Here is a 21,947-nt window from a genome sequence, read left to right as displayed (position 1 = left end):
ATAGGGTTGCGGGGTGAATTCGGCTGCCGGGAACATCGCCATCGCGATCGTGACGTTCAACCGATCGACGTTCCTCGTGGAGCTGCTCGCGAGCGCGGCGGTCATGCAGACGCAGCCGTTCCGGATCGTCGTCGTCGACAACGCGAGCACCGACGACACCCAGGACGTCATCGCCGCCGCGGCGCAGGACTTCCCCGAGGGCGTGCTGGTCAACCACCGCCTCGCCACCAACACCGGCGGCTCCGGCGGCTTCAGCGAGGGCACCCGCGTCGCCCTCGAGCTGGGCGCCGACTGGGTCTGGCTGATGGACGACGACGTCGAGATCCTGCCGGACGCGATCGAGCAGTTCAGCCCGTGGATGGAGCGGTTCAAGGTCATCCACGGACGTCGCTACGACTTCGACGGCTCCCCGTTCTACTGGCAGGCCAAGTTCAACGAGTTCCTCGGCGTCCCCCTGCCGTACAGCGGCAAGCAGTTCGGCCGCGAGGGCTACGCGATCACGAACTCCGGCACGTTCGAGGGCATGCTCATCCACGCCGACGTCGTGCGCCGGATCGGCCTGCCCGACCCCCGCTTCTTCATCTCCTGGGACGACGCCACGTACGCCTGGCTCGCCGCCCAGCACACCGACGTCGCGTACGTCGACGCGTTCGTGCTCAAGCGCAAGCGGGAGCAGAAGCAGGTCAACCTCGGCATCCGGCACCTCAACGACGGCAGCGCGCTGTTCCGCTTCCACGTCATCCGCAACCGGGCGTACGTCGGCAAGTACTTCCGCGAGTACGGCAAGCTCCACCGGGTCGGCTTCGGCCTGGGCACCGCGCTGACGCTGGCCAAGGAGGTCTTCCGCCTCGTGGTCGTGCAGCACACCCTCAAGGGGATCGGCGACCTGGTCCGCGGCTTCCGCGCCAACCGCGCCCTGTGGCACGACAGCTCGTGGCGTCCCATGGATCCTGCGGACGTACCGGCACCATTGAGCCATGACCGCTGACCTCCTGATCGTCGGCTCCGGCTTCTTCGGGCTGACGATCGCCGACCGCTGCGCCCGCGAGCTGGGCCTGAAGGTCCAGATCATCGACCGTCGCGACCACCTGGGCGGCAACGCCTACAGCGAGATCGAGCCCGAGACCGGCATCGAGGTGCACCGTTACGGCGCGCACCTGTTCCACACCTCCAACCAGCGGGTGTGGGAGTACGTCAACCGGTTCACGACCTTCACGTCGTACCAGCACCGCGTCTACACGACGTACCGCGGCGAGGTCTTCCCGATGCCGATCAACCTCGGCACGATCAACCAGTTCCAGCGCGCCGCCTACTCCCCCGACGAGGCGCGCGCCTGGGTCGCCGAGCAGGCCGCGATGATCACCCACGAGCCGGCCAACCTCGAGGAGAAGGCGATCTCGCTGATCGGCGAGCCGCTCTACGAGGCGTTCATCAAGGGCTACACCGCCAAGCAGTGGCAGACCGATCCGCGCGAGCTCGGCGCCGACATCATCAGCCGCCTGCCGGTCCGCTACACGTACGACAACCGCTACTTCTCCGACACGTACGAGGGGCTGCCCACCGACGGCTACACCGCGTGGCTCGAGCGGATGGCCGACCACGAGAACATCACGGTCACGCTCGAGGCCGACTTCTTCGACGAGTCCCAGCCGTGGCACAAGGCGGCGACCGTTGGCCGGGTGCCGATCGTCTACACGGGGCCGGTCGACCGCTACTTCGACTTCGCCCACGGCGACCTGTCGTGGCGCACCCTCGACTTCGAGACCGAGATCCTGCCGACCGGCGACTTCCAGGGCACCACCGTGATGAACTACGCCGACACCGACATCGCGTACACCCGCATCCACGAGTTCCGGCACTTCCACCCCGAGCGGGACTACCCCAGCGACAAGACCGTCATCATGCGCGAGTTCAGCCGGTTCGCCGGCACCGCGGACGAGCCGTACTACCCGGTCAACACGCCCCAGGACCGTGAGCGGCTGCTGGCCTACCGCCAGCTGGCCAGGAACGAGAAGGACGTGCTGTTCGGCGGACGCCTCGGGACCTACCAGTACCTCGACATGCACATGGCGATCGGCGCGGCGCTCAGCATGTACGACAACAAGCTCGCCCCCCACTTCCGCGACGGCGCGGCGCTCGACGACCATGGCCTCTGACGCCGGCGCGCGGGTGGGTCTGGTCCACCGCCTGCGCCTGTGGGCGATCGGCCGGTTGCGGCGCTCCCGGTTCCTGCCTGCAGGGATGCCGGACAAGCTGACCGACGAGGACCGTCTCGGCCGTCCCTTCGAGCAGCACGTCATGCTCTACTTCCCGACGGCGCGCGACAGCCTCTACCAGCTGCGTCCCTGGTACCACGCGCTCACGGCACTCGACAGCGCCCACCGGCTGGTCTGCGTCTTCAAGGACTCGCGCACCGCACGGATCGTCCGCGACGAGACGGGCCTGGACTGCGTGACCCTGGCCCGCTACGGGCAGCTCGACGAGATCCTGGCGCTGTCGGAGGTCAAGCTCGCGCTGTACGTCAACCACGACCCGATCAACTTCGAGAGCCTGCGCTTCTCCTCGCTCGTGCACGTCTACATCGGGCACGGCGACAGCGACAAGGGCGTCTCGGTGTCCAACCAGGTCAAGGCGTACGACCTGTGCTTCCTGGCCGGGCAGGCAGCGGTGGACCGCACGGCGTCGGCCGTGATGCTCTACGACGCGGAGGCACGCAGCGTCCTGATCGGCCAGCCGCAGCTCGACGGCGTCGCCCCGGTCCTGCCCTCCCCGTCGCTGGACGGTCGTCGGACCGTCCTGTACGCCCCGACCTGGGAGGCGTCGCAGCCCTCGGTGTCGTACGGCTCCCTTGAGACCCATGGCGTGGCGCTCGTGCGCGCGCTCTCCGGCACGTACCGCGTCGTCTACCGTCCGCACCCGCTCAACGGCGTGATCCGGCCGTCGTACGCCGCGGCCGACGCGGCCGTGCGCGAGCTGGCCGACCGCGTCGACACGGCCGTCCCGCTCGAGCAGTCCTTCGCGGACGCCGACCTGCTCGTGACCGACGTGTCGGCGGTGACGCTGAACTGGCTGCCCACCGGCAAGCCCATGCTGGTCACCGCCCCCGCGGTCCCCTACCCGCCGAGCGCCCTCATGGACGTCGTGCCGCAGCTCGCGCCCGACGACGACATCGCCGCGATCGTCGCCGAGCACCTGACCGACGACCCGACGAAGGCAGCCCGGGACGCTCTGGTCGAGTACTACCTCGGCGACCCGAGCCCCGGCGTCGCGACCACCCGCTTCATCTCCGCGTGCGAGGACGCCATGGCGCTGCGCGACCGGGAGTGGGCCTCACGCCAGGCCGCCGGCGCGACCGGACCGTAGGGCGCACGGGTGACGACGAAGGACCTGGCTCGTTCCGCCGCGCGCCTCCCGGTGTACCTGGCCCTGACCATCGGGGCCATGGTGGCGGTCCGCCTGTGCTTCCTGGGCCTGCCCGCAGGACGTGACGAGTCCGGCTACCTGATCGTCGGCAACGCCTGGGGTGACGGCGACTCGCTGTACGGCCCGTACTGGGTCGACCGGCCGCCCCTGCTGATGTGGATCATGGACCTCGCCGGCAACCTCACCGCGCTGCGCCTGATCGGGCTGCTGTCCTGCGTGCTGATGGTGCTGGGTGTCGCTCGCGCCGCGTACGTCGTGCGGGGCGCGCAGGCAGCGAGGTGGGCCGCCGCCGCAGCCGCCCTGTTCAGCACGGCCCACTGGTTCGGCGTGCCGCGCACGAACGGCGAGATGCTGTGCGCGGGGTTCGTGGCGTGGGGAATCGCGCTCGCCGCCCAGGCGATGGTCGGCCAGCAGCGTCGCGCGTGGCTGCCTGCCCTCGGCGCCGGTGTCCTGGCCGGGTGCGCGGGCCTGGTCAAGCAGACCATCGGGGACGGCGTGGTCTTCGCCATCGTGCTGGCGTTCGCGGTCGGGTGGCAGCAGCCGGCCGCCCGACGCCGTGCCGCGACGGTGCTGGCCGCTGGCGCCGTGGGCGTCGTCGTCACCCTCGCGGTGGGGCTCACCGCGGCGGCGGCGCGGGGCACGAGCCTCGCCGAGCTGTTCGACGCGCTCGTGACGTTCCGCGCCGAGGCCGGCGAGGTCATCCGCAGGTCTGCCAGCGGCGCGACGACCGACCGCCTGCTCACCCTCCTGGCCACCTGGGTGGGCAGCGGCCTCGCGTTCATCGCGATCCTGACGGCCTGGCACGTGGCCCGTCGCCGCGACCCGGTCCTCCTGGCGGTGCTCGCGGTGATCGCCTTCGTGTCCGGCACCGCGATCCTGGGCGGCAGCTACTGGGGGCACTACCTGTTCCAGCTCGTCCCGGCCTCGGCGCTCGCGGTGGGGCTGCTGGCCGACCAGGTACGTCCTCGCCTGCGGACCGCGCTCGCGGCGTTCACGGTCGTCGCCCTCCTCGGCAATCTCGTCTACACGATTGCCGTCCCGCCGCAGGACGGGGCCACGGCCGAGGTCGTCGGGACCTGGTTGAGAGAATCGGGCGAACCCTCCGACACCGCCGTCGTCGCCTACGGTCAGCCGAACGTCCTGGGCAACGCGGGGATGTCGAGCCCGTACCCGTACCTCTGGAGCCTGCCCGTGCGCACCCTCGATCCCGAGCTCACCACGCTCTCCGCGGTGCTGACCGGGCCTGACCGGCCCACTTGGTTCGTCGACTGGTCCGGGGTGGACTCCTGGGGCATCACCCACGCGGACCGCGTGCAGGGCGACCTCCGCGACCACTACCGCAAGGTCGCGACGATGTGCGGTCGCACGATCTGGCTGGAGCGCGGCGAGAACCGGACCCTGGCCACTCCCGGGACGTGCCCATGACCACCGAGCTCGAGGCGTCGCGGACGACGCCGTGGACCTGGCGGGGTCCCGCCCTCCTCACGTACGCGATCGCGTTCGCCGTGTGCGTCGTACTCATCGGTGTGCCGACCGATCCGTTCCAGCTGTTCGCGTGGCTCTGGCTCGCGACCGTGGCCTTCAACGTCCGCGCGCCCTGGCGCAGCCACCTCGCGTTCCCGCGGGACTGGTGGCCGGCGTTCGCGCTGCTCGTGCTCTATCTCTACAGCCGGGGACTGTCCGACGAGATCGTCGCGATGCCGGTCCACTGGACGATGCCGATCCGGTTCGACGAGTGGATCGGGGGCGGGACGCTGCCGACCCAGCACCTGCAGGACGCCCTGTGCGCCTCGCCGTGCAGCGGCAGCACCCCGCCGCGGTGGTACGACGAGGTGCTCACGACGATCTACTTCACCCACTTCGTCGCCGGGCTCACGCTCGCGGTCGTCCTGTGGCTGCGTGACCGCGCGATGTGGGTCCCGTGGATGCGGCGGTACGTCGTGATCAACTTCGCCGCCCTCGTGATCTACGTCCTGTACCCCATGGCGCCGCCGTGGCTGGCGTCCAAGGAGGGCTACGTCGGGGAGCGCCTGCCCCGCCTGACCGGGCGCGGGTGGGACGACCTCGGGCTCGGCGGCTTCCACGTCGCCCTGGCGAAGGTCGGCAACCCGGTCGCCGCGATGCCCTCGCTGCACGGCGGACTGGCGATGCTGATCGCCCTCTACGGCATCGTCCGGTTGCGCAGCGCGTGGCGCTGGATCCTGCTGCTCTACCCGCTGCTGATGGCCACCGCCCTCATCTACTACGCCGAGCACTACGTCATCGACATCCTGGCCGGCTGGGCCCTCGCCGGCCTCGTGATGATCGGGTGCATGCTCTGGGAGACCCGCCGCGCCGCACCGCCGAGACAGCCTGACGTGCCGACAGCCCCGTCAGGCCGATAATCTTCACGCAGCTCGTCAGATGACGGGGCACCGTTCGGGGAAGGAACCCAATTCATGGCATCCGAAGATCTGGTCCGCGAGGCGCAGGACCCGTCCACCACGCCTGCGCGTCTGGCCGAGCTCGCCCAGGCCGATCGCGCCCTGTGGCCGGCCATCGCGGTCCACCCGCAGGCCTACCCCGGACTCCTGGAGTGGCTCGGCCAGCAGGGTGATGCGACCGTGAGCGCAGTGCTCGCGCTGCGCTCCAGCTCCTCCGCCGCGACACCGACCCCCACCGAGGTCATCCCGAGCGTGCAGCCCAGTGCCCAGCAGCCCAGCGCCGAGCAGCCCACGTCCCCGGTCGCCGAGCCGGTCGTGCCGTCGCAGCCGACGTCCCCCGTCGCCGAGCCGGTCGTGCCCTCGCAGCCCGCCGAGCAGGCCTACCAGCCCGCCGAGCCGACCCAGTCGTTCCAGCCGGCCGAGCCGACCCAGTCGTACCAGCCCACCCAGACGTGGCAGCCGGCCCAGCCCGGCGCCGTGTACGCCGCACCCAACGACGGATCGTACGGATCGGTCCCCCCAGGTGGTGCCGCTCCGCTCGCGTCCCAGGACGGTGACGGCAACGACGGCAGCAAGAAGAAGTTCTGGCTGCTGGCCGGCATGGTCGCGGTCGTCATCCTGCTGATCGGCGGCGCCGCGTTCGGTGCGACGAAGGTCTTCGGCGGCGATGACGACGACGACAAGGACGAGGCGTCGTCCTCGCAGACCAAGGACGCCGACGAGACGCCGGAGCCCGAGCCGACCGAGGTCCCCACGGCCGACGCGCCCACCGCGACCGTGCCGACCTTCGGCTCGGACAGCGGCAGCTCCGACCCGTTCTGCACCCGGTTCAAGGACCTGCAGCAGGAGACGCTCGACTCGATGGGCAGCACGTCCGGCGGCGGCACGGACCTCAACAAGCTGACCGACTCGCTCAGCAAGCTCGCGGTCTCCTACGCCGAGCTGGAGGACGTGGCGCCCAGCCAGGTCAAGTCCGAGGTCGCCGTGATGGCCGACTACTTCGACACGTTCAAGGACCCGACCAAGGTCGACCCGTCGAAGATCAACGGCAAGATCACCGAGTTCACCGAGGCGGCCCAGAAGGTCTCGCAGTACTACTACCAGAGCTGCGTCTAGCCCTGAAGCGTCGAGGTCCCCGCGCCGACAGCCACGTCGACGCGGGGACCTTGTGCGTCCGGGGCCCGGCGACGGGCTAGCGACCGCCGCCGATCGCGGCCGGGCCGTCCTCGCGCCGGATGTCGATGATGTGGCCGGTCTGCTGCGACAGCAGGACGTCCAGCGACTGGCGCGCGACCTCCATCGAGCTCAGCAGGGTGCCCTCGGGCTCCTCGCCGAACGCCTTGGTGCGCATCGGGGTCCCGGTGCGCTCGGGGTTCACGCAGTTCACCCGGACCTCACCGGCCCACTCGTCGGCCAGTGCCTGGGTCAGGTTGACCACGGCGGCCTTCGCGGAGGAGTACAGCGAGTAGCCGCCGCGGCCCCGCGTGTAGGACGACGAGGTGAACAGCAGCAGCGAGCCCGACGCGGACGCCAGGTGCGGGTAGAACTCCTGCGCGATGAAGATCGGCGCGAGGTAGTTGATCTCGGTCGCGGCGAAGATCGTCTCCTCCGACGTGTCCGCGAGGTCCTCGATGACCAGGACGCCCGCGGTGTTGACGACGAAGTCGATCGTGTCGGTCTCCTTGAGCACCGCGGCGGCCGCGGCGGCGATGTCCTCGCGACGGTCGACGTGCGTGTTGGTCGAGGAGCGGGAGAACGTGTGCACGTTCGCACCGAAGCCGCGCGCCAGGTCGGCGATGTCGCCGCCGATGCCGTACGAGCCGCCGAACACGACCATGGTCTTGCCCGCCAGCGCTGCGCGGTACTGCTCGTCGGTCAGTGCGTCCGGGGTGTCCGCGGAGTGCAGCTGGAAGAGCTTGTCGGCGATGTAGACGTCGATCGGCTCGGTGACCTTCATGTTGCGCTCGTGGCCGAGCACGACGGCGATGGGCACGTCGGGCAGGTAGCGCAGCACCACGGTGCAGTCGTCGGTCGCGGTGAAGTGGGGGTCCTGCCACGCGAGCTCGTACGCCCGGCGGATGACCGACAGCCGGAACGCCTGCGGGGTCTGCCCGCGGCGCAGCAGGTGGCGCTGCAGGACGTCCTCGATGGTCTCGGTCGTCTGCGGCGCGGTGTCGTGGACCTGCACGATCGTGTCCGCCGAGGGGATCGCGGTGTCGACGGCCTCGTGGGTCGCGAGCGCGGCGACGACCTCGCTGATGATCGTCTGCGACACGAGCGGACGCACGGCGTCGTGGAACAGGACGTTGCACTCGTCGGTGCCCAGGGCCTCCAGCGCGCGGCTCGTCGACTCGTTGCGGGTCTGCCCGCCCTCGACGATCTGGGTGACCTTGCCGTACCCGCCGTTCTGCACGATCGCCCGGACCGGGTCCAGGTGGCCGGGGGTCATGAGGATGACGATCTCGTCGATCAGCGGCGACGCCTCGAAGGCGGCGATCGTGTGCTCGATGATCGTCTTGCCGGCGATCTTGATGAGCTGCTTGGGGATCGACAGGCCCACCCTCGTACCGGTTCCACCTGCGAGGATCACGGCCACGTTGCGCAGTTGAGTCACGCGACGAGGTTACCGTCCGCGAGGGGCTACGACGCCGCCGGTCGCATGACCGCCTCGGTCTGCTGCGACTTCCACACCCGGAAGCCCTCCTCGGTGCTGCCCCGGCGCCAGTAGGCCGACACGGACACGTCCGCCCGGGCGACGCCCCGCTCGTTCAGCACGTGCGGCCGGACGCTCTTCAGCAGGGCGGACTCGCCGTGGATGAACGCCTGGACCCGCCCGGCGGGCCAGTCGAACGCGCGCACCGCGTCGTCCAGCAGCGTCGTCGTGCCCGGTGCGGCGCTCCCCCGGTGCAGCCACCGGACGTCGACGTCGGCGTCCGTGCGCAGCGGGAGCTCGTCGGACTCCCCCTGCACCTCGATGAACGCGACGGCCCGCACGCCCGCGGGCAGGCTCAGCAGCGAGGCCGTGATGGCGGGGAGACCTGCCTCGTCGCCCACGAACAGCAGCCAGTCGGCCGTGGGGTCGGGGGTGTAGCCGCCGTTGGGGCCGCGCACGTGGATCACGTCGCCGGGCTGGGCCCGGGCCGCCCACGGCCCCGCGACCCCCACGTCGCCGTGGACGACGAAATCGATCGCGAGCTGCTCCTGGTCGCGGTCGACCCAGCGGACCGTGTACGTCCGCAGCACGGGCCATGCCTCCTGCGGCATGGACTCCTTGACCAGGTCCAGGTCCAGCGGCTGCGGGTAGTCGTGGCCGGCCGCGAGGAAGACGAGCTTGACGTACTCGTCGGTGTACGGCGCAGGCATCGCGTCGTGGCGGGCGAGGAACTCTGCGAAACCCTGTCCGCCGAGCACGACCCGCACCATCGAGGGAGCCACCGTCTCGGTCCGGACCACGGTCAGCGGGACAGGAAAACTCTTGCTCACGTGTGTAGCCTATCGGCGTGAACCCCGGCATCGACACGACGCAGCTCGACCCCTCCGTCCGCGTGCAGGACGACCTGTTCCGACACGTCAACGGGCCGTGGCTCGCGACGGCCGAGATCAAGCCCGACCGCGCGACCGCCGGCTCGTTCGTGGCGCTGGTGGACGAGGCCGAGGCGAAGGTCCGCGAGATCATCGAGACCGCGAGCCAGGCCCCCCAGGACGACGAGCAGCGCAAGATCGGCGACCTCTACGCCAGCTTCATGGACGAGGAGCGGGTCGAGGCCCTCGGTGCCACCCCGCTCACGGCCGAGCTCGCGCAGGTCGACGCCATCACGGACATCCCCTCGTTCGTCCGCGTCCTCGGCGTCCTCGACCGGCAGGGCGTCGGCAGCGTCCTGGGCATGTACATCGCCCCCGACCGCGGCAACCCCGACCGCTACATCACCCACCTGGGCCAGGGCGGCATCGGCCTGCCCGACGAGTCGTACTACCGCGACGAGGAGTCCGCGCAGATCCGCGAGGCGTACGTCGCGCACCTGACCACCATGCTGGGCCTGGCCGGGCTCGACGACGCCGCCGGCCGGGCCGCACGCATCATGGACCTGGAGACCAGGCTCGCCTCGTTCCACTGGGACCGGGTCGCCAACCGCGACGCCCAGAAGACGTACAACCACTTCGCCGGCGAGGGCCTGCAGCAGCTCGCCCCGAGCTTCGACTGGACGAGCTGGTCCGCCGGCGCCCAGGTGCCCGCCCCCGTGCTCGCCGAGGTCGTGGTGTCCCAGCCGTCGTTCCTCGAGGGTCTCGAGACCCTCCTGGTCGAGGACGAGCTGGACGCCTGGAAGGACTGGCTGCGCTGGCAGGTCGTCCACAGCGCCTCCCCCTACCTGTCGTCCGCGTTCGTCGACGCCAACTTCGAGTTCTACGGTCGAACCCTCAGCGGCACCGACGAGCTGCGTCCCCGCTGGAAGCGCGGCGTCGGCTTCGTCGAGGGCGCGATGGGCGAGGCCGTCGGCAAGATCTACGTCCGCACCGAGTTCCCGCCCGCCTCCAAGGAGCGGATGACCGAGCTCATCGCCAACCTCCTCGAGGCGTACCGCCAGAGCATCGCCCGCCTGACCTGGATGAGCGACGAGACCAAGAAGCGCGCCCAGGACAAGCTGGACTCCTTCAACCCCAAGATCGGGCACCCCGACCAGTTCAAGGACTACTCGGCGCTCGAGACCGCGCCGGACGACCTGCTCGGCAACGTCCGCCGCGCCATCGCCGTCGCGACCGACCGCGAGCTGGCCAAGATCGGCTCCCCGATCGACCGCGACGAGTGGTACATGACGCCGCAGACCGTCAACGCGTACTACAACCCCACGATGAACGAGATCGTGTTCCCCGCCGCGATCCTGCAGCCGCCGTTCTTCCACGCCGACGCCGATGACGCCGTCAACTACGGTGCGATCGGCGCGGTCATCGGCCACGAGATCGGCCACGGCTTCGACGACCAGGGATCGCAGTACGACGGCACCGGCGCGCTGCGCAACTGGTGGACCGACGAGGATCGGGCATCGTTCGAGAAGCTGACCTCCGCGCTCATCGCCCAGTACGACGTGCTGTCCCCCGTCGGCGCCGACGGACGCACCGTCAACGGCTCCCTCACGATCGGCGAGAACATCGGCGACCTCGGTGGTCTCGGCATCGCGTACCAGGCCTTCCGCCTGACCGACCCGGCCGACGAGCCCATCGACGGGCTCAGCCCCGACCAGCGGTTCTTCATCTCCTGGGCACAGGCCTGGCAGGCCAAGGTCCGACCCGCCGAGACCGTACGCCGGCTCACCGTCGACCCGCACTCCCCGCCGGAGTTCCGCTGCAACCAGACCGTGCGCAACATCGACGCCTTCTACGCGGCCTTCGACGTCAGCCCCGACGACCGGCTCTGGCTGGACGAGGAGGAGCGGGTCCGTATCTGGTGAGCCGCACGACTTCGTCGTTCCCGCGACTTCGTCGCGGCCGGGCTTCGCCCGGGCGGCTGCCTTCCCTCGCTGGCGCTCGCTCGGCCTGTGGTTACTGAGGTGGCGCTCGCTCGGCCTGTGGTCACTGACGTGTCGTCGCCTCTTCGATAGATTGCTTCGGTGAGTGAACCCGAAGCTGTAGACAGCGTCCAGCGGCGGGTGGTTTCGGTGCTGGTGCTCGTGCAGGTCGTGGGCGGGGTCGGCAACGGGGCCGGGCTCGCCGTCGGCGGGCTGCTGCTCAAGGACATCACCGGCTCCTCCGTGTGGTCCGGGATGGCCGTCGTGATGCTGACGCTCGGCGCTGCCGCGTTCACGATCCCGCTGTCCTCGCTGGCCGCCCGGACCGGCCGACGTCCCGCCCTCACGCTCGGCTGGTGCGCCGGGGCGCTCGGAGCCGGGATCGTCGTCGCCGGCTCGACGCTGGACTCCCTGCCCGTCGCCCTCCTCGGGCTCGCGCTGTTCGGCGGCAGCACCGCGGCCAACCTGCAGTCCCGCTTCGCGGCGGTCGACCGGGCCGAGCCCAGCCAGATCGGTCGATCCCTCTCGCTCGTGGTGTGGTCGACCACCGTCGGCGCGGTCATCGGCCCCAACCTCACCGGTCCCGGCGCCTCGTTCGCCGACGCCGTCGGGGTGCCCGACATCGCCGGTCCCATGCTCTTCTCCGCCGCCGCGTTCGCTGTCGCCGGCCTCCTGACGTTCGGCCTCCTGCGCCCCGATCCCCTGGTGCACGCAGCGGGAGCGGCACCGGTTCCCCGCGGCCTCCGCGCGGCTCTCCCCCACGTCCGCGGCCGCACCCTCACCGCGATGTGGGCCATCGCCTCGTCGCACGCCGTCATGGTCGCCGTCATGGCACTGACACCCGTGCACATGGAGGACCACGGTGCCGCGCTCGAGGTCATCGGGCTGACGATCAGCCTCCACATCGCCGGGATGTACGCATTGTCGCCCCTCATGGGCTGGCTGAGCGACGCCTGGGGCCCTGACCGCACGATCCTGCTGGGCCAGTCGGTCCTCGTGCTGGCCGCCTGCGTGGCGGGCACCTCCGGCGGCTCACAGGCCCAGATCACGATCGGGCTCACGCTGCTGGGCATCGGCTGGTCGGCCTCGGTCATCGCCGGGGCGGCGAAGCTCACCGAGTCGCTCGAGGTGTCGACGCGCCCCGTCGTCCAGGGACTGTCCGACCTCACGATGAATCTCGCGGGGGCGCTCGGCGGCCTGCTGGCGGGGGTCGTGGTGGCGCTGAGCGGCTTCGGCACGCTGAACGCCGCGGCGGCGGTGCTGACCGTCCCGGTGGTCGTGCTCGTGCTGTCGGGGCGCCGCGTCGCCGCTCACACCGCCTGAGAGCTACGCGGCGGGGTCCTCCGACGCCTTCGGGGTCGGCACGGGCGTCGACGTCCACCCGAACTGCCCGCCGGCTCCACGAATCCTGACCTTCGCGATCGCGATTCGGTCCTCACCGCCCTCACGGCGGACGCTGCACCGGAACGTGGTGCCGATGGACTGGTCGACCTTCTTCGGGCACCTGACCGTCAACGGGAAGCCCGTCTTGGCCTCGAGCCGTCGCTCGATGTTGGCGACGACACCGCCCGTGGACATGTGGACCACCTTCTCCACGCGAGGCGGAGCCGCGTCCTCCTCCTTCTCGTTCGCACGGGTCGTGAAGAACAGCACGATCGCAGCGACGACCCCGACCAGCAGCAGGCCGAGCAGGATGTTGATGAGTGCCTTCACGGAGGGAAGCCTTTCGGGAGGGATCAGCGGCGCAGGACGGAGGCGCGGAACCAGTCGGCCACCGGCCACCACGTGCGGTCCAGCACGGCCGCACCGGCGTCCTGGACGTCGTACCAGCGCAGCACCAGCCAGTCCCCGACCGGTGCCAGGCGGTCGCGCAGCCACTCGTCCAGCCGCTCGTACGTCTCGGTGGACACGAACAACGCCGCGAGGGCCAGGAACGCGAGCGAGCTCCACGGCAGCGCCAGGAGCACCGCGAGCACGACGTTGACCAGGACCGTCGCCGTGATGACGACCCGGCGGGTCACCCGGTGGAGCAGGAGCGGTCCGAAGAACAGCTGGGTGAGCAGCACGGTGTACGTCAGGACCGCGAGCGCCACGGTGCTGGTGGAGACCGCGTCGGAGAGCCGGGGGTACGGCCGGAACTCCGGCAGCTGCATCGTGGAGTACAGCGCCGTTCCGCGCTGCCAGATGTCCTGCGAGATCTTGTCGAGGCCGCCGGCCATGAACAGCAGCACCGTCTGCGTGCCGAGGCCGATGAGACCCACGTGGTGCAGGCCCGCGGACAACCACGGCGGCAGCACCTTCTCGCCGTCCCAGGCCTCGCGCATCGCGCTCGCCGAGCCGTCGGCGCGAGCCGCCCGTCGCTCCCGCCGGCGTGCGTCGAGCGACCAGCGCTCGGCCGTCTGCATGAGCAGGAGCCACATCAGCGTGATCCGGACGAGGTTGTCCCCCTCGTCACCGACGACCGGGTTCTGCGAGACGACGGCGATGAAGCCGACGAGCGTCACGACGTTGGCCGCCTTGGTGTGCCAGCCCACCACCATCGCGACCGCAGCGGCCATCGTGATGACGTAGAACAGCGTCAGGACGTCCCCGCTGACCCCGTCGAGCAGGGCGAGCTCGGGGAACTGGCTCAGGGCGCGCGCCGGCTCCGCCCAGATCGAGCCCTGGCCGACCCACACGTCGCGGCTGGAGAAGTTCGTCGCCAGCAGGCCGAGCACCGACAGGGCCGTGCCCATCCGGCACGCGGCCGCACCGTAGAGCGCCCGCGGAGCCGCCAGCAGCCAGCTCGCAGCCGCGTCGCCCGCGCGCAGAGGAGCCTGCACCGCCCGTTGTCCCAGCTCGAGCACCTGCTCACGCCCCCACGTAGTCGTCGAATGCCGTCTGCGCCTCGAAGGAGGCCGCGAAACCACGGCGGAAGCCGAACTCGAACCAGTGGAAGTCCCGACCCTGCAACGCGTCCGCCGCGCGGGTTGCGCCCGACGGCACCGTGCGTCGTCCGATGCGGTACTGCACCTTCAGGATCCTTCCGTCGAACCGTGCCCGGGCGTACATCGAGGCGAAGCGCGTCGCCATGGTGTCGTATGCGACGTAGCTCTGGACCGCGGCGCGCCGATCCGTCCCCGCCGAGTACAGGCGGTCGCCCAGCCGCTCGATCGGCTCCTTCGTGTACGACTCACGGACCAGCACCCGCTGACGTGGGTTGAGCCCGAACATCGCCCCGTTCAGGTTCGTCGCGAGCCTTCGCGCGATGGCGTGGACCCGCGCCGGGTCGACGTCGCGCCGCAGTGCCCGGTCCTCGGCGGCGGTGACGTCGATCCACTCGCTCATCGTGATCGTGCCGGTGGCGTCGTCCTTCACCTGGGCGCGGAGCGTGAACGACTCGTCCGCGAACTGGGCGTTGGGCGCGAGTGCGCTCCAGGACTGCTCGAAGTAGGGGTTGACGTACGTCGCCAGGGTCCGGTCGCCGACCGCGTCACGCAGGGGGCTGCGGGGGGCCAACCAGAACGCCAGCACGACCGAGTGCGCGACTGCCACGACGGCCAGCGCGACCACGAGGGTGCGCTGCCACGGACGAGCGTGCGGCGACTGCGTCCCGGTCACCGACATGCTCGCCATCCTAGGGTTCGTCTCTTCGCCGGCCGACGTGTCTCGTCGGCCTCGACGCACCGCTGCCGGTGACCTGGTCGGTCACCGGCAGCGATGGGTGGTGCTGGGTCGATCAGGCCGTCAGCTGGCGACGCTTCTCGTTGAGGAGAACCGCACCACCGAACAGGATCAGGGCCAGGCCCAGGAACATGAACGGCAGCAGGTTGCGCGGCGCACCGGCGGCGGGCAGCGACTGCGTCACGTCCGCGTCGGACTGGGCGTCGGCGTCGGCCACCGCGTCAGCGTTCGCATCCGCGTCGGCGTTGGCGTCAGCAGCCGCATCCGCGTCAGCAGCGGAATCCGAGTCGGAGTCCGCGTCCGCGTCCGAGTCGGCGTCCACGTCGAGATCGGCCGCGGCGTCCGCGTCCGTGTCGGCGTCGTCAGCCGCGGTCGCGGTGCCGTTCGGGACCACCACGGCGTTGCCGAGGCGGAGATCGGCGAGCTGTCCACCCAGCAGGGTGATGCGCAGCGCCGTCTGTGAGACCGGCTTGTTCGAGCTCGAGGCCGCCGTGTCACCCGTGACCAGGTCCTGGCCGTACAGGTCGTGGTTGTTGACCTTCAGCTGGGCGACGTTCGCCAGGGCGTCGGGGCCCAGTGCCGCCTTCAGGCCGCTGGCCAGTGCTGCACCGGCGGGCTTGAGGACCTGCGTCAGTCCCTCCTTCAGGGGGTCGAGGAGGATCCCGAGCTGCGAAGCGCTCAGCGTGATCGGCGGCAGACCCGCGCTGCCGGCGATGGGCAGCAGGGTCAACGTGACGCCGGTCTTGCTGACGATCTCGTCGATGACCGTGTCGAACAGGTGGGTGACGACGTCGTCGAGGCCGTCGGCGATCGCAGGCAGGACGTAGCGCAGCAGGTCCGTGCCCGGGGGCAGGTTGTTGATGTCCAGGTTGAGCGACTTGAGCAGCGCGACGAGGTCGACCTTGACCGTTCCGGCCGAGACGTCGATCTGCACGCCGTTGCCGCTGAAGTCAGCCAGGGAGCCCGTGATGGCGTTGAGGCTCGGGAACGTCACCTTGAGGTCGACCAGGTTGTCGGTGACCGGGATGAGCAGGGCGTCGAGCAGGTCGAGGATCGGCTGGAGCGGCCCGCCCGGCAGCAGCTTGGTGAGCTTGCTCAACGTGATCTCGTCCGTGCCGGCCAGCGTCCCGAGCAGGTCGTAGCCGTTCAGCGCGCCGGCGATCTGGTCGTTCAGGGTGCTCAGGATCTTCAGGTCGGCGGTGACGCCGGCGCTGGCGATGTTGTAGCGACGGGTCGCGCTGCCCTTGACGGCCTTGGCCTCGGCGCTGACCGCACCGATCTGCGCCTGCACGTTGGCGAGGTTGTCGCCGATGGGGCCGGTCAGCGACCCGTTCGCGAGGTCGAGCGTGATCGAGCCCTTCGGACCGGCGTAGGCGGTGTCGATGAAGCCGTTGTCACCCACGACGCCGCTGGACGCGAGCGAGTTGGGCGCGGTGGCGCTCGAGGACGCCGAGCTGTCGACGCCCGCGTAGTTGTCGATCGCACCGAGCGTCAGCGAGGCGAGGCCGCCGAGCGGGATCGAGATGTCGCTGTTCTCCTCGACCTTCTTGCAGGCCGACTTCTTGACCTCGGCGGTGGAGCAGTCAGCCGACTCGCCCTCGATCGCGTTCGAGATCGCGTTCGTGATCTCGGCGATGCCGGAGGTGCCTGCCAGGAAGCGTGCCTCCGCGTGGCCGGTGTACCGAGTGGTCGTCGCGCCGTTGGCCGAGAATGACAGTCCGGCGCTGACGACGAGTGTCGCGAGTCCGACTGCCACACAGTTCTTGGCAAGCTTGTTCTTCATCCGGGAGTTCCCCTTGACTTCTTTTTCATGGTCCAGCCACGCGACGATGCACGGACGGCCGATGTAAACGGGAGTTTCGGCGTCAGTCTAGCCACACGACCGGGTCGTCCGATACAACCTGTCCAAGACGGCAACTTGAAGTCACCGTGTTCTGCATCACACGCGCGACGGGGCCCGTTCCCGCTCGCGGCCTCGACGATCGCGCAGCCAGGCCGCCGCACGGACCCACGAAGCGTCGCTCACCAGGATCATGTCGACCGCGATCATCACGAGCGAGAAGTACAGGATGCCCATGAAGATGCCGATGCCGAGGTGCATCCCGGTGATCAGCACCAGGGCTGCCAGACGGGTCGGCCGGTAGATCAGCAGGACCGGGAAGAACAGCTGCACGACGATCGCCAGGTAGGTCGCGCTGCCGATCACCAGCCCGTTCGCGTACAGCGGCTGCAGCCAGTCGTGCCACGGGGAGTACGCATCCGTCTGGAGCGGGTAGTAGACGGCCGTGCCGTCGGTCCAGCGGTCGCTCTGCAGCTTCCAGAACGCCGACGCCACGTAGACCATGACGACCTGGTGGATGATCAGGATCGTCGCGAGGTTGTGCAGCGTCGCGGAGACCCACACCGGCGCGTACGGCCGGATCTCGCCCCGGCGGGCGCCCAGCCTCGCGTCGACGGACCATCGCAGCCCCGAGTCGGTGAAGCACAGGTAGAGCAGCACCATGCGCAGCACGGAGTCGCCGCCGGAGCCCACGAACGGGTTCGCGACGTACAGCGACATCCACAGGAACAGCGTCACCAGGGCGGACGCCCGGGTGCGGTAGCCGACCATCAGCAGGACACCGAACCCGATCGTCACGAGGTAGGCGGCGTCGAAGGCCAGGCCGTCGAGCTGCCCGAACAGCCCGAGGAAGGACGGCCACGACTTCGCGTCGCGGACGGGCTCGGTCCACCCGGCCCCATCGCCCCACGTGTAGTGGCGGTCACCCCAGTTCACGATCAGCTGGCTGGCGACGATGAAGCCGAGGATCATCCGGGTCACGGCCAGGCCGTACGTCGAGTGCTTCTCCAGGCTCAGCCAGCCCACCGCGCGGTCGATCATCGATGCCTCCGGTCGAACGAGGCCACGGACGCGCGCTCACGGTCGCTGCCTGTCGTGGGCGCACGCCAGCCGCCCTCGCGAACCGTGGGGACGGGCCGGGCCGCCGTCCGCTCGGCGCCGGCCAGCCCACGCTGCTCGTAGGGCACGACCGGCTGCGCCCGCAGGCGGTAGCGGACAGCGGTGAGCTCGTGACCGGGCCAGCGCGACTCGAGCACCTCGGTGGCCAGGCGCGCGGTGGCCTTCTCGTACAGGAGGTAGGTCCCCACGCGCGTGGGGTCCGCTCCCCCGCCAAGCAGGCGCGACCTCAGCTCGGCCCAGGTCGGTGGCGTCGTCTCGTCCGTGCCGTCCGCGATCGCACGCTGCGCCCGTCCGAGGCCGAGGTAGCGCTGCCCGAGGGGCCCGTAGAGCTTGTTCGTCACGTAACCGGCCCGGCCACCCACCAGCCGGTGACGCACCAGGTCGAGCTCGACGTCGGTCCAGGCGACCCACGAAGTGCGCCTGGGCGTCCCGTCCGCGGCGACGTACGACCCCTGGAACAGCACCTCGCGGTCCTCGGCGACGGGCGACGGTGCGAACAGCCGCCAGTTCTGCGCGAAGTACGGCTCGAGGTAGGCGGTCTGCGACGCGGTCGCGTCGCTGTAGCGGTTCGGCGGCAGGGCCGCCAGGGTGACGGCGACCAGGTGCAGCCCGACGATCGTCACGGCCGCCGCGATGAACGCCGATCGCATCGTCACCCGGGGCACGCCGACACCGTACCAACCCGGTGACGCTCCTCACCCCCGTCCCGGGGAGCCGACCCGGCCGGAACGACGAACGCCCCTCCCGGTCCGGGAGGGGCGTTCATCGTGCTGCGGTGTGGAGCATAGGAGATTCGAACTCCTGACCTCTTCCATGCCATGGAAGCGCGCTACCAACTGCGCCAATGCCCCGCGGTGTGCCCCTCAGCAGGGCCTCGCCAATATTAACCGGTCAGCTCCGAAAGACCCAATCCGGGGTCACTCTTCGTCCGACATCACTGGAACCGGAAGGGTTCCGGCGTTCCACTCGGTGAGCCGCCAGCTGGTGTCGGGACGCCACGGCGTTTCCTCGATGACCGACCACGCGCAGTTGTTGAGCGCGCCGAACGTCCCCCAGTGCGCACGGGGGATGCCCAGGAAGCTGCAGATGCCCGTACGCAGCACCGCACCGTGCGCGACGACCACGAGGACACCGTCGGCCGGCAAGGACGCCAGAGCGGCCTCCAGGCCGCCTGCGAACCGCTCCCCTGCCTCCAGGTGGGTCTCGCTGCCGGGGATCTGCGTCTCGTCACCGTCGACCCAGGCCTGCATGCCCTCAGGCATCTGGTCCCACGCCTCGCGCCAGGTCAGACCCTCGCGGGCGCCGAAGTTCAGCTCGCGGAAGCGCTGGTCGAGCTCGACCTCGAGACCCGTGAAGGCTCCGAGGTACGCCGCGGTGTCCCGGGCCCGCTGCAGGTCCGAGCTGACGATGCGGTGCGGCTTCAGGGTCGCCAGACGGCTCGCCGCCTCACGAGCCTGGGCGTGGCCGACCTCGTCCAGCGGGATGTCGCTCTGCCCCTGGACCCGTCCGGCGACGTTCCACTCCGTGCGCCCGTGGCGCCACAGGACGACCTGGCGGCTCATGCCAGGGCGACGACGGGGCAGTCGCTCCAGAGACGCTCGAGCGCGTAGAAGACGCGCTCCTCCTGGTGCTGGACGTGCACGACGATGTCCTGGAAGTCGAGCAGGACCCAGCGGCCCTCTCGCTCGCCCTCGCGACGCACGGCCTTGACCCCGAGCTCGATCATCTTCTCCTCGATCGCGTCCTGGATGGCCTTGACCTGGCGAGAGTTCGCGGCCGAGCACAGCAGGAAGACGTCGGTGAGCGCGAGCTGTTCGGACACGTCGTACGCGATGACGTCCTGCGCCAGCTTGTCCTCGGCGGCTGCGGCCGCAGCCCGGGTCAGCTCGACGGCGCGGTCAGTGGCGGTCATGAGGGGTGCTTTCGGTCGATGGATGTTCGCGGTACAGCTCGTGCTTGCCGATGTACTGGACGACGCCGTCCGGCACGAGGTACCAGACCGGTTCGTCCCGCTCGACACGGTGCCGGCAGTCGGTGGACGAGATGGCCAGGGCCGGGATCTCGACCAGGGTGACGCGCTCACGGGGCAGGCCCTCGAGCGTCGTGTCGTCCATCTCGTGCCCGGGACGGGTGCAGCCCACGAACTGCGCGAGCTCGAAGAGCTCCTCGTGGTCACGCCAGGTCAGCAGCGCCGCCATGGCGTCGGCGCCGGTGATGAAGTACAGGTCGGCGTCCGGGTGCAGCGCCGAGAGGTCGCGCAGGGTGTCGATCGTGTACGTGGGGCCCTGCCGGTCGATGTCGACCCGGCTCACCCTGAACCGCGGGTTGGCCGCCGTCGCGATGACGGTCATGAGGTAGCGGTCCTCGGCCGGCGAGACCGTCCGGTCCGCCTTCTGCCACGGCTGTCCCGTCGGGACGAAGATGACCTCGTCGAGGTCGAACCACGACTGCACCTCGCTCGCAGCCACGAGGTGCCCGTGGTGGATGGGGTCGAAGGTGCCACCCATGACGCCGACGCGTCGGCGTCCGGTGCTCATCGGGGTCAGGAGTGCTCGCGGCCCTTGCCGAAGGACAGCAGGGCGAGCAGCAGGACCATGAGGATGGACAGGGCCACCAGGCCGACCACCCACGGCTCGACACCGATGTCGCGCAGGTGCTCGGTCTCTTCGGCAGCGGCGATGAACGAAAGCATGAGCACAATCTATCCCAGTGCTCTAGCGCACGTGACCGTCGCCCGTCACGACGAACGTCGTGGTGGTCATCTCGGTCAGCCCCATGGGCCCGCGGGCGTGCAGCTTCTGCGTCGAGATGCCGATCTCCGCACCGAATCCGAGCTCGCCGCCGTCGGTGAACCGGGTCGACGCGTTGATCATGATCGCCGCCGAGTCGACCCCGGTCGTGAACTGCGTCGACGCGGCGAGCGAGCCCGTGACGATGGCCTCGGTGTGCCCGGAGGAGAACTGGCGGATGTGGGCGAGGGCCTCGTCGATCGAGTCGACCACCTTCGCCGAGATGTCGAGCGACAGGTACTCCTGCGCGTAGTCCTCGTCCGTCGCGGGCACGACGGCCCCGTCAGCCGCGCAGAACGTGGCGTCGCCGTGGATCGTCACCCCGGCCTCCTGGAGGGCCGCGACGACCCGCGGGACGAAGACGTCGGCGACCTCCTGGTGCACGAGCAGCGACTCCGCGGCGTTGCAGACGCTGGTGCGGTGTGTCTTGGCGTTGAGCACGATGTCGAGGGCCATGTCGAGGTCGGCGGCGGCGTCCACGTACACGTGGCAGTTGCCGACGCCGGTCTCGATGACCGGGACGGTCGACTGCTCGACGACGGCCTGGATGAGCCCCGCTCCCCCGCGCGGGATGACCAGGTCGACCAGCCCGCGCGCTTGCATGAGGTGCGTCGCCGACGAACGGTCGTCGGCGGAGATCTGCTGGATCGCGTCGGCGGGCAGCCCGGTGGCCGTCAACGCGTCACGCATGATCGCGATGATGGCGGCATTCGACCGGGCCGCGGAGGACGATCCACGCAGGAGCACGGCGCTGCCGGCCTTGAGGCAGATGGCGGCGGCGTCGGCGGTGACGTTGGGACGCCCCTCGTAGATCATCCCGATGACGCCCATCGGCACCCGGACCTGGCGCATGCGCAGCCCGTTGGGCAGGGTCGACCCCCGGACGACCTCGCCGACCGGGTCGGGCAGGCCGGCCACCGACCGGACGCCGTCGGCGAACGCGGCCACGCGGTCGTCGTCGAGCCGCAGCCGGTCGAGGACGTTCTCCGGGGTACCGGCAGCGCGGGCGGCGTCCACGTCAGCGCCGTTGGCCGCCAGGATCGTCTGCGTACCGGCCACGAGGGCGTCCGCGATCGCGTGGAGGGCGGCGTCCTTCGTGGCGCGGTTCGTGACCGCGAGGGTCCCGGCTGCGACGCGGGCTCGTCGGGCGGCGTCGTGCACCTGCTGCTTCATGCCGCCGATCTTAGTG

21 protein-coding genes and 1 tRNA gene are annotated in these 21,947 nt (G+C 70.2%); 8 read left to right on the top strand and 14 right to left on the bottom strand.

The features are described 5' to 3' along the window. The first annotated feature begins 13 nt into the window (after positions 1-13). From C3E78_RS05765 to C3E78_RS05740, 6 genes are read left to right on the top strand one after another with little or no spacing between them, the layout of a single operon-like run. Positions 14-988 carry a glycosyltransferase gene (locus tag C3E78_RS05765; protein WP_108577399.1) on the top strand — a complete coding sequence of 325 codons (975 nt, stop codon included), beginning with the start codon at positions 14-16 and terminating at the stop codon, positions 986-988. Continuing rightward, positions 978-2,156: a UDP-galactopyranose mutase gene (gene glf / locus C3E78_RS05760; protein WP_108577398.1), complete on the top strand. Its 1,179-nt coding sequence runs from the start codon at positions 978-980 to the stop codon at positions 2,154-2,156. The genes C3E78_RS05765 and glf overlap by 11 nt, the downstream gene beginning before the upstream one ends. Then, entirely contained in the window at positions 2,146-3,363 is a 1,218-nt protein-coding gene (locus tag C3E78_RS05755; protein WP_108577397.1) for a CDP-glycerol glycerophosphotransferase family protein, read from the top strand. The genes glf and C3E78_RS05755 overlap by 11 nt, the downstream gene beginning before the upstream one ends. Positions 3,364-3,372: 9 nt before the next feature. Continuing rightward, on the top strand, positions 3,373-4,848 hold the full coding sequence (locus C3E78_RS05750) for an ArnT family glycosyltransferase (protein WP_135804850.1): 1,476 nt from the start codon (positions 3,373-3,375) through the stop codon (positions 4,846-4,848). After that, the gene (locus C3E78_RS05745; protein WP_108577395.1) at positions 4,845-5,807 is read left to right on the top strand and encodes a phosphatase PAP2 family protein; all 963 of its coding nucleotides are present in this window, start codon (positions 4,845-4,847) and stop codon (positions 5,805-5,807) included. The genes C3E78_RS05750 and C3E78_RS05745 overlap by 4 nt, the downstream gene beginning before the upstream one ends. 54 nt (positions 5,808-5,861) lie before the next feature. Then, positions 5,862-6,962 carry a variant leucine-rich repeat-containing protein gene (locus C3E78_RS05740; protein ID WP_108577394.1) on the top strand — a complete coding sequence of 367 codons (1,101 nt, stop codon included), beginning with the start codon at positions 5,862-5,864 and terminating at the stop codon, positions 6,960-6,962. Between the two features lie 76 nt (positions 6,963-7,038). Here C3E78_RS05740 and C3E78_RS05735 read toward each other — a convergent pair whose 3' ends face one another. Together C3E78_RS05735 and C3E78_RS05730 are read right to left on the bottom strand one after the other, a co-directional pair. Beyond that, complete coding sequence (locus C3E78_RS05735; protein WP_108577393.1) at positions 7,039-8,460, bottom strand: bifunctional cytidylyltransferase/SDR family oxidoreductase; 1,422 nt, start codon at positions 8,458-8,460, stop codon at positions 7,039-7,041. A 26-nt stretch (positions 8,461-8,486) separates the two neighbouring features. After that, positions 8,487-9,329 (bottom strand): siderophore-interacting protein, encoded by an 843-nt coding sequence (locus tag C3E78_RS05730; RefSeq protein ID WP_235833693.1) that lies wholly within the window; start codon positions 9,327-9,329, stop codon positions 8,487-8,489. Positions 9,330-9,346: 17 nt separating this feature from the next. Here C3E78_RS05730 and C3E78_RS05725 point away from each other — a divergent pair, with 17 nt between their 5' ends. Next, positions 9,347-11,290 carry a M13 family metallopeptidase gene (locus C3E78_RS05725; protein WP_108577392.1) on the top strand — a complete coding sequence of 648 codons (1,944 nt, stop codon included), beginning with the start codon at positions 9,347-9,349 and terminating at the stop codon, positions 11,288-11,290. Between the two features lie 159 nt (positions 11,291-11,449). Then, positions 11,450-12,670 (top strand): MFS transporter, encoded by a 1,221-nt coding sequence (locus C3E78_RS05720; protein WP_199906944.1) that lies wholly within the window; start codon positions 11,450-11,452, stop codon positions 12,668-12,670. Between the two features lie 3 nt (positions 12,671-12,673). On the opposite strand, the gene C3E78_RS05715 is transcribed toward C3E78_RS05720, so the two are convergent. The 12 genes from C3E78_RS05715 to C3E78_RS05665 form a co-directional block, all read right to left on the bottom strand. Then, complete coding sequence (locus C3E78_RS05715) at positions 12,674-13,060, bottom strand: hypothetical protein (RefSeq protein ID WP_108577390.1); 387 nt, start codon at positions 13,058-13,060, stop codon at positions 12,674-12,676. Between the two features lie 23 nt (positions 13,061-13,083). Further along, positions 13,084-14,193, bottom strand: coding sequence for an HTTM domain-containing protein (locus tag C3E78_RS05710; protein ID WP_108577389.1), 1,110 nt, complete (start codon positions 14,191-14,193; stop codon positions 13,084-13,086). 4 nt (positions 14,194-14,197) lie between these two features. Further along, on the bottom strand, positions 14,198-14,953 hold the full coding sequence (locus C3E78_RS05705) for a DUF5819 family protein (RefSeq protein WP_135804849.1): 756 nt from the start codon (positions 14,951-14,953) through the stop codon (positions 14,198-14,200). Positions 14,954-15,065: 112 nt separating this feature from the next. After that, positions 15,066-16,793, bottom strand: a complete 1,728-nt coding sequence (locus C3E78_RS05700) for a choice-of-anchor G family protein (RefSeq protein ID WP_108577387.1) — start codon at positions 16,791-16,793, stop codon at positions 15,066-15,068. A gap of 156 nt (positions 16,794-16,949) precedes the next feature. Further along, positions 16,950-17,891: an HTTM domain-containing protein gene (locus C3E78_RS05695; protein ID WP_108577386.1), complete on the bottom strand. Its 942-nt coding sequence runs from the start codon at positions 17,889-17,891 to the stop codon at positions 16,950-16,952. After that, entirely contained in the window at positions 17,888-18,634 is a 747-nt protein-coding gene (locus C3E78_RS05690) for a DUF5819 family protein (protein WP_108577385.1), read from the bottom strand. Before C3E78_RS05690 ends, C3E78_RS05695 begins: the two co-directional genes overlap by 4 nt. A gap of 113 nt (positions 18,635-18,747) precedes the next feature. Beyond that, positions 18,748-18,820: transfer RNA gene (locus C3E78_RS05685), tRNA-Ala, on the bottom strand. A gap of 66 nt (positions 18,821-18,886) precedes the next feature. After that, complete coding sequence (locus C3E78_RS05680) at positions 18,887-19,531, bottom strand: histidine phosphatase family protein (RefSeq protein ID WP_108577384.1); 645 nt, start codon at positions 19,529-19,531, stop codon at positions 18,887-18,889. Then, entirely contained in the window at positions 19,528-19,881 is a 354-nt protein-coding gene (gene rsfS / locus C3E78_RS05675) for a ribosome silencing factor (protein ID WP_108577383.1), read from the bottom strand. Before rsfS ends, C3E78_RS05680 begins: the two co-directional genes overlap by 4 nt. Further along, a complete protein-coding gene (nadD, locus tag C3E78_RS05670) occupies positions 19,868-20,506 on the bottom strand; it encodes a nicotinate-nucleotide adenylyltransferase (protein ID WP_108577382.1) in 639 nt (212 codons plus the stop codon). Before nadD ends, rsfS begins: the two co-directional genes overlap by 14 nt. A 5-nt stretch (positions 20,507-20,511) precedes the next feature. Next, positions 20,512-20,661: a hypothetical protein gene (locus C3E78_RS18435; protein WP_199906943.1), complete on the bottom strand. Its 150-nt coding sequence runs from the start codon at positions 20,659-20,661 to the stop codon at positions 20,512-20,514. A gap of 22 nt (positions 20,662-20,683) precedes the next feature. Continuing rightward, entirely contained in the window at positions 20,684-21,931 is a 1,248-nt protein-coding gene (locus C3E78_RS05665; protein WP_108577381.1) for a glutamate-5-semialdehyde dehydrogenase, read from the bottom strand. Between the last annotated feature and the right edge of the window lie 16 nt (positions 21,932-21,947).

Origin of the sequence: Aeromicrobium chenweiae (genome assembly GCF_003065605.1) — a bacterium.
Taxonomy (GTDB): Bacteria; Actinomycetota; Actinomycetes; order Propionibacteriales; family Nocardioidaceae; genus Aeromicrobium; species Aeromicrobium chenweiae.
Note: the sequence above shows the minus strand (reverse complement) of the source record. Positions and strands in the feature narration are given on the sequence as shown.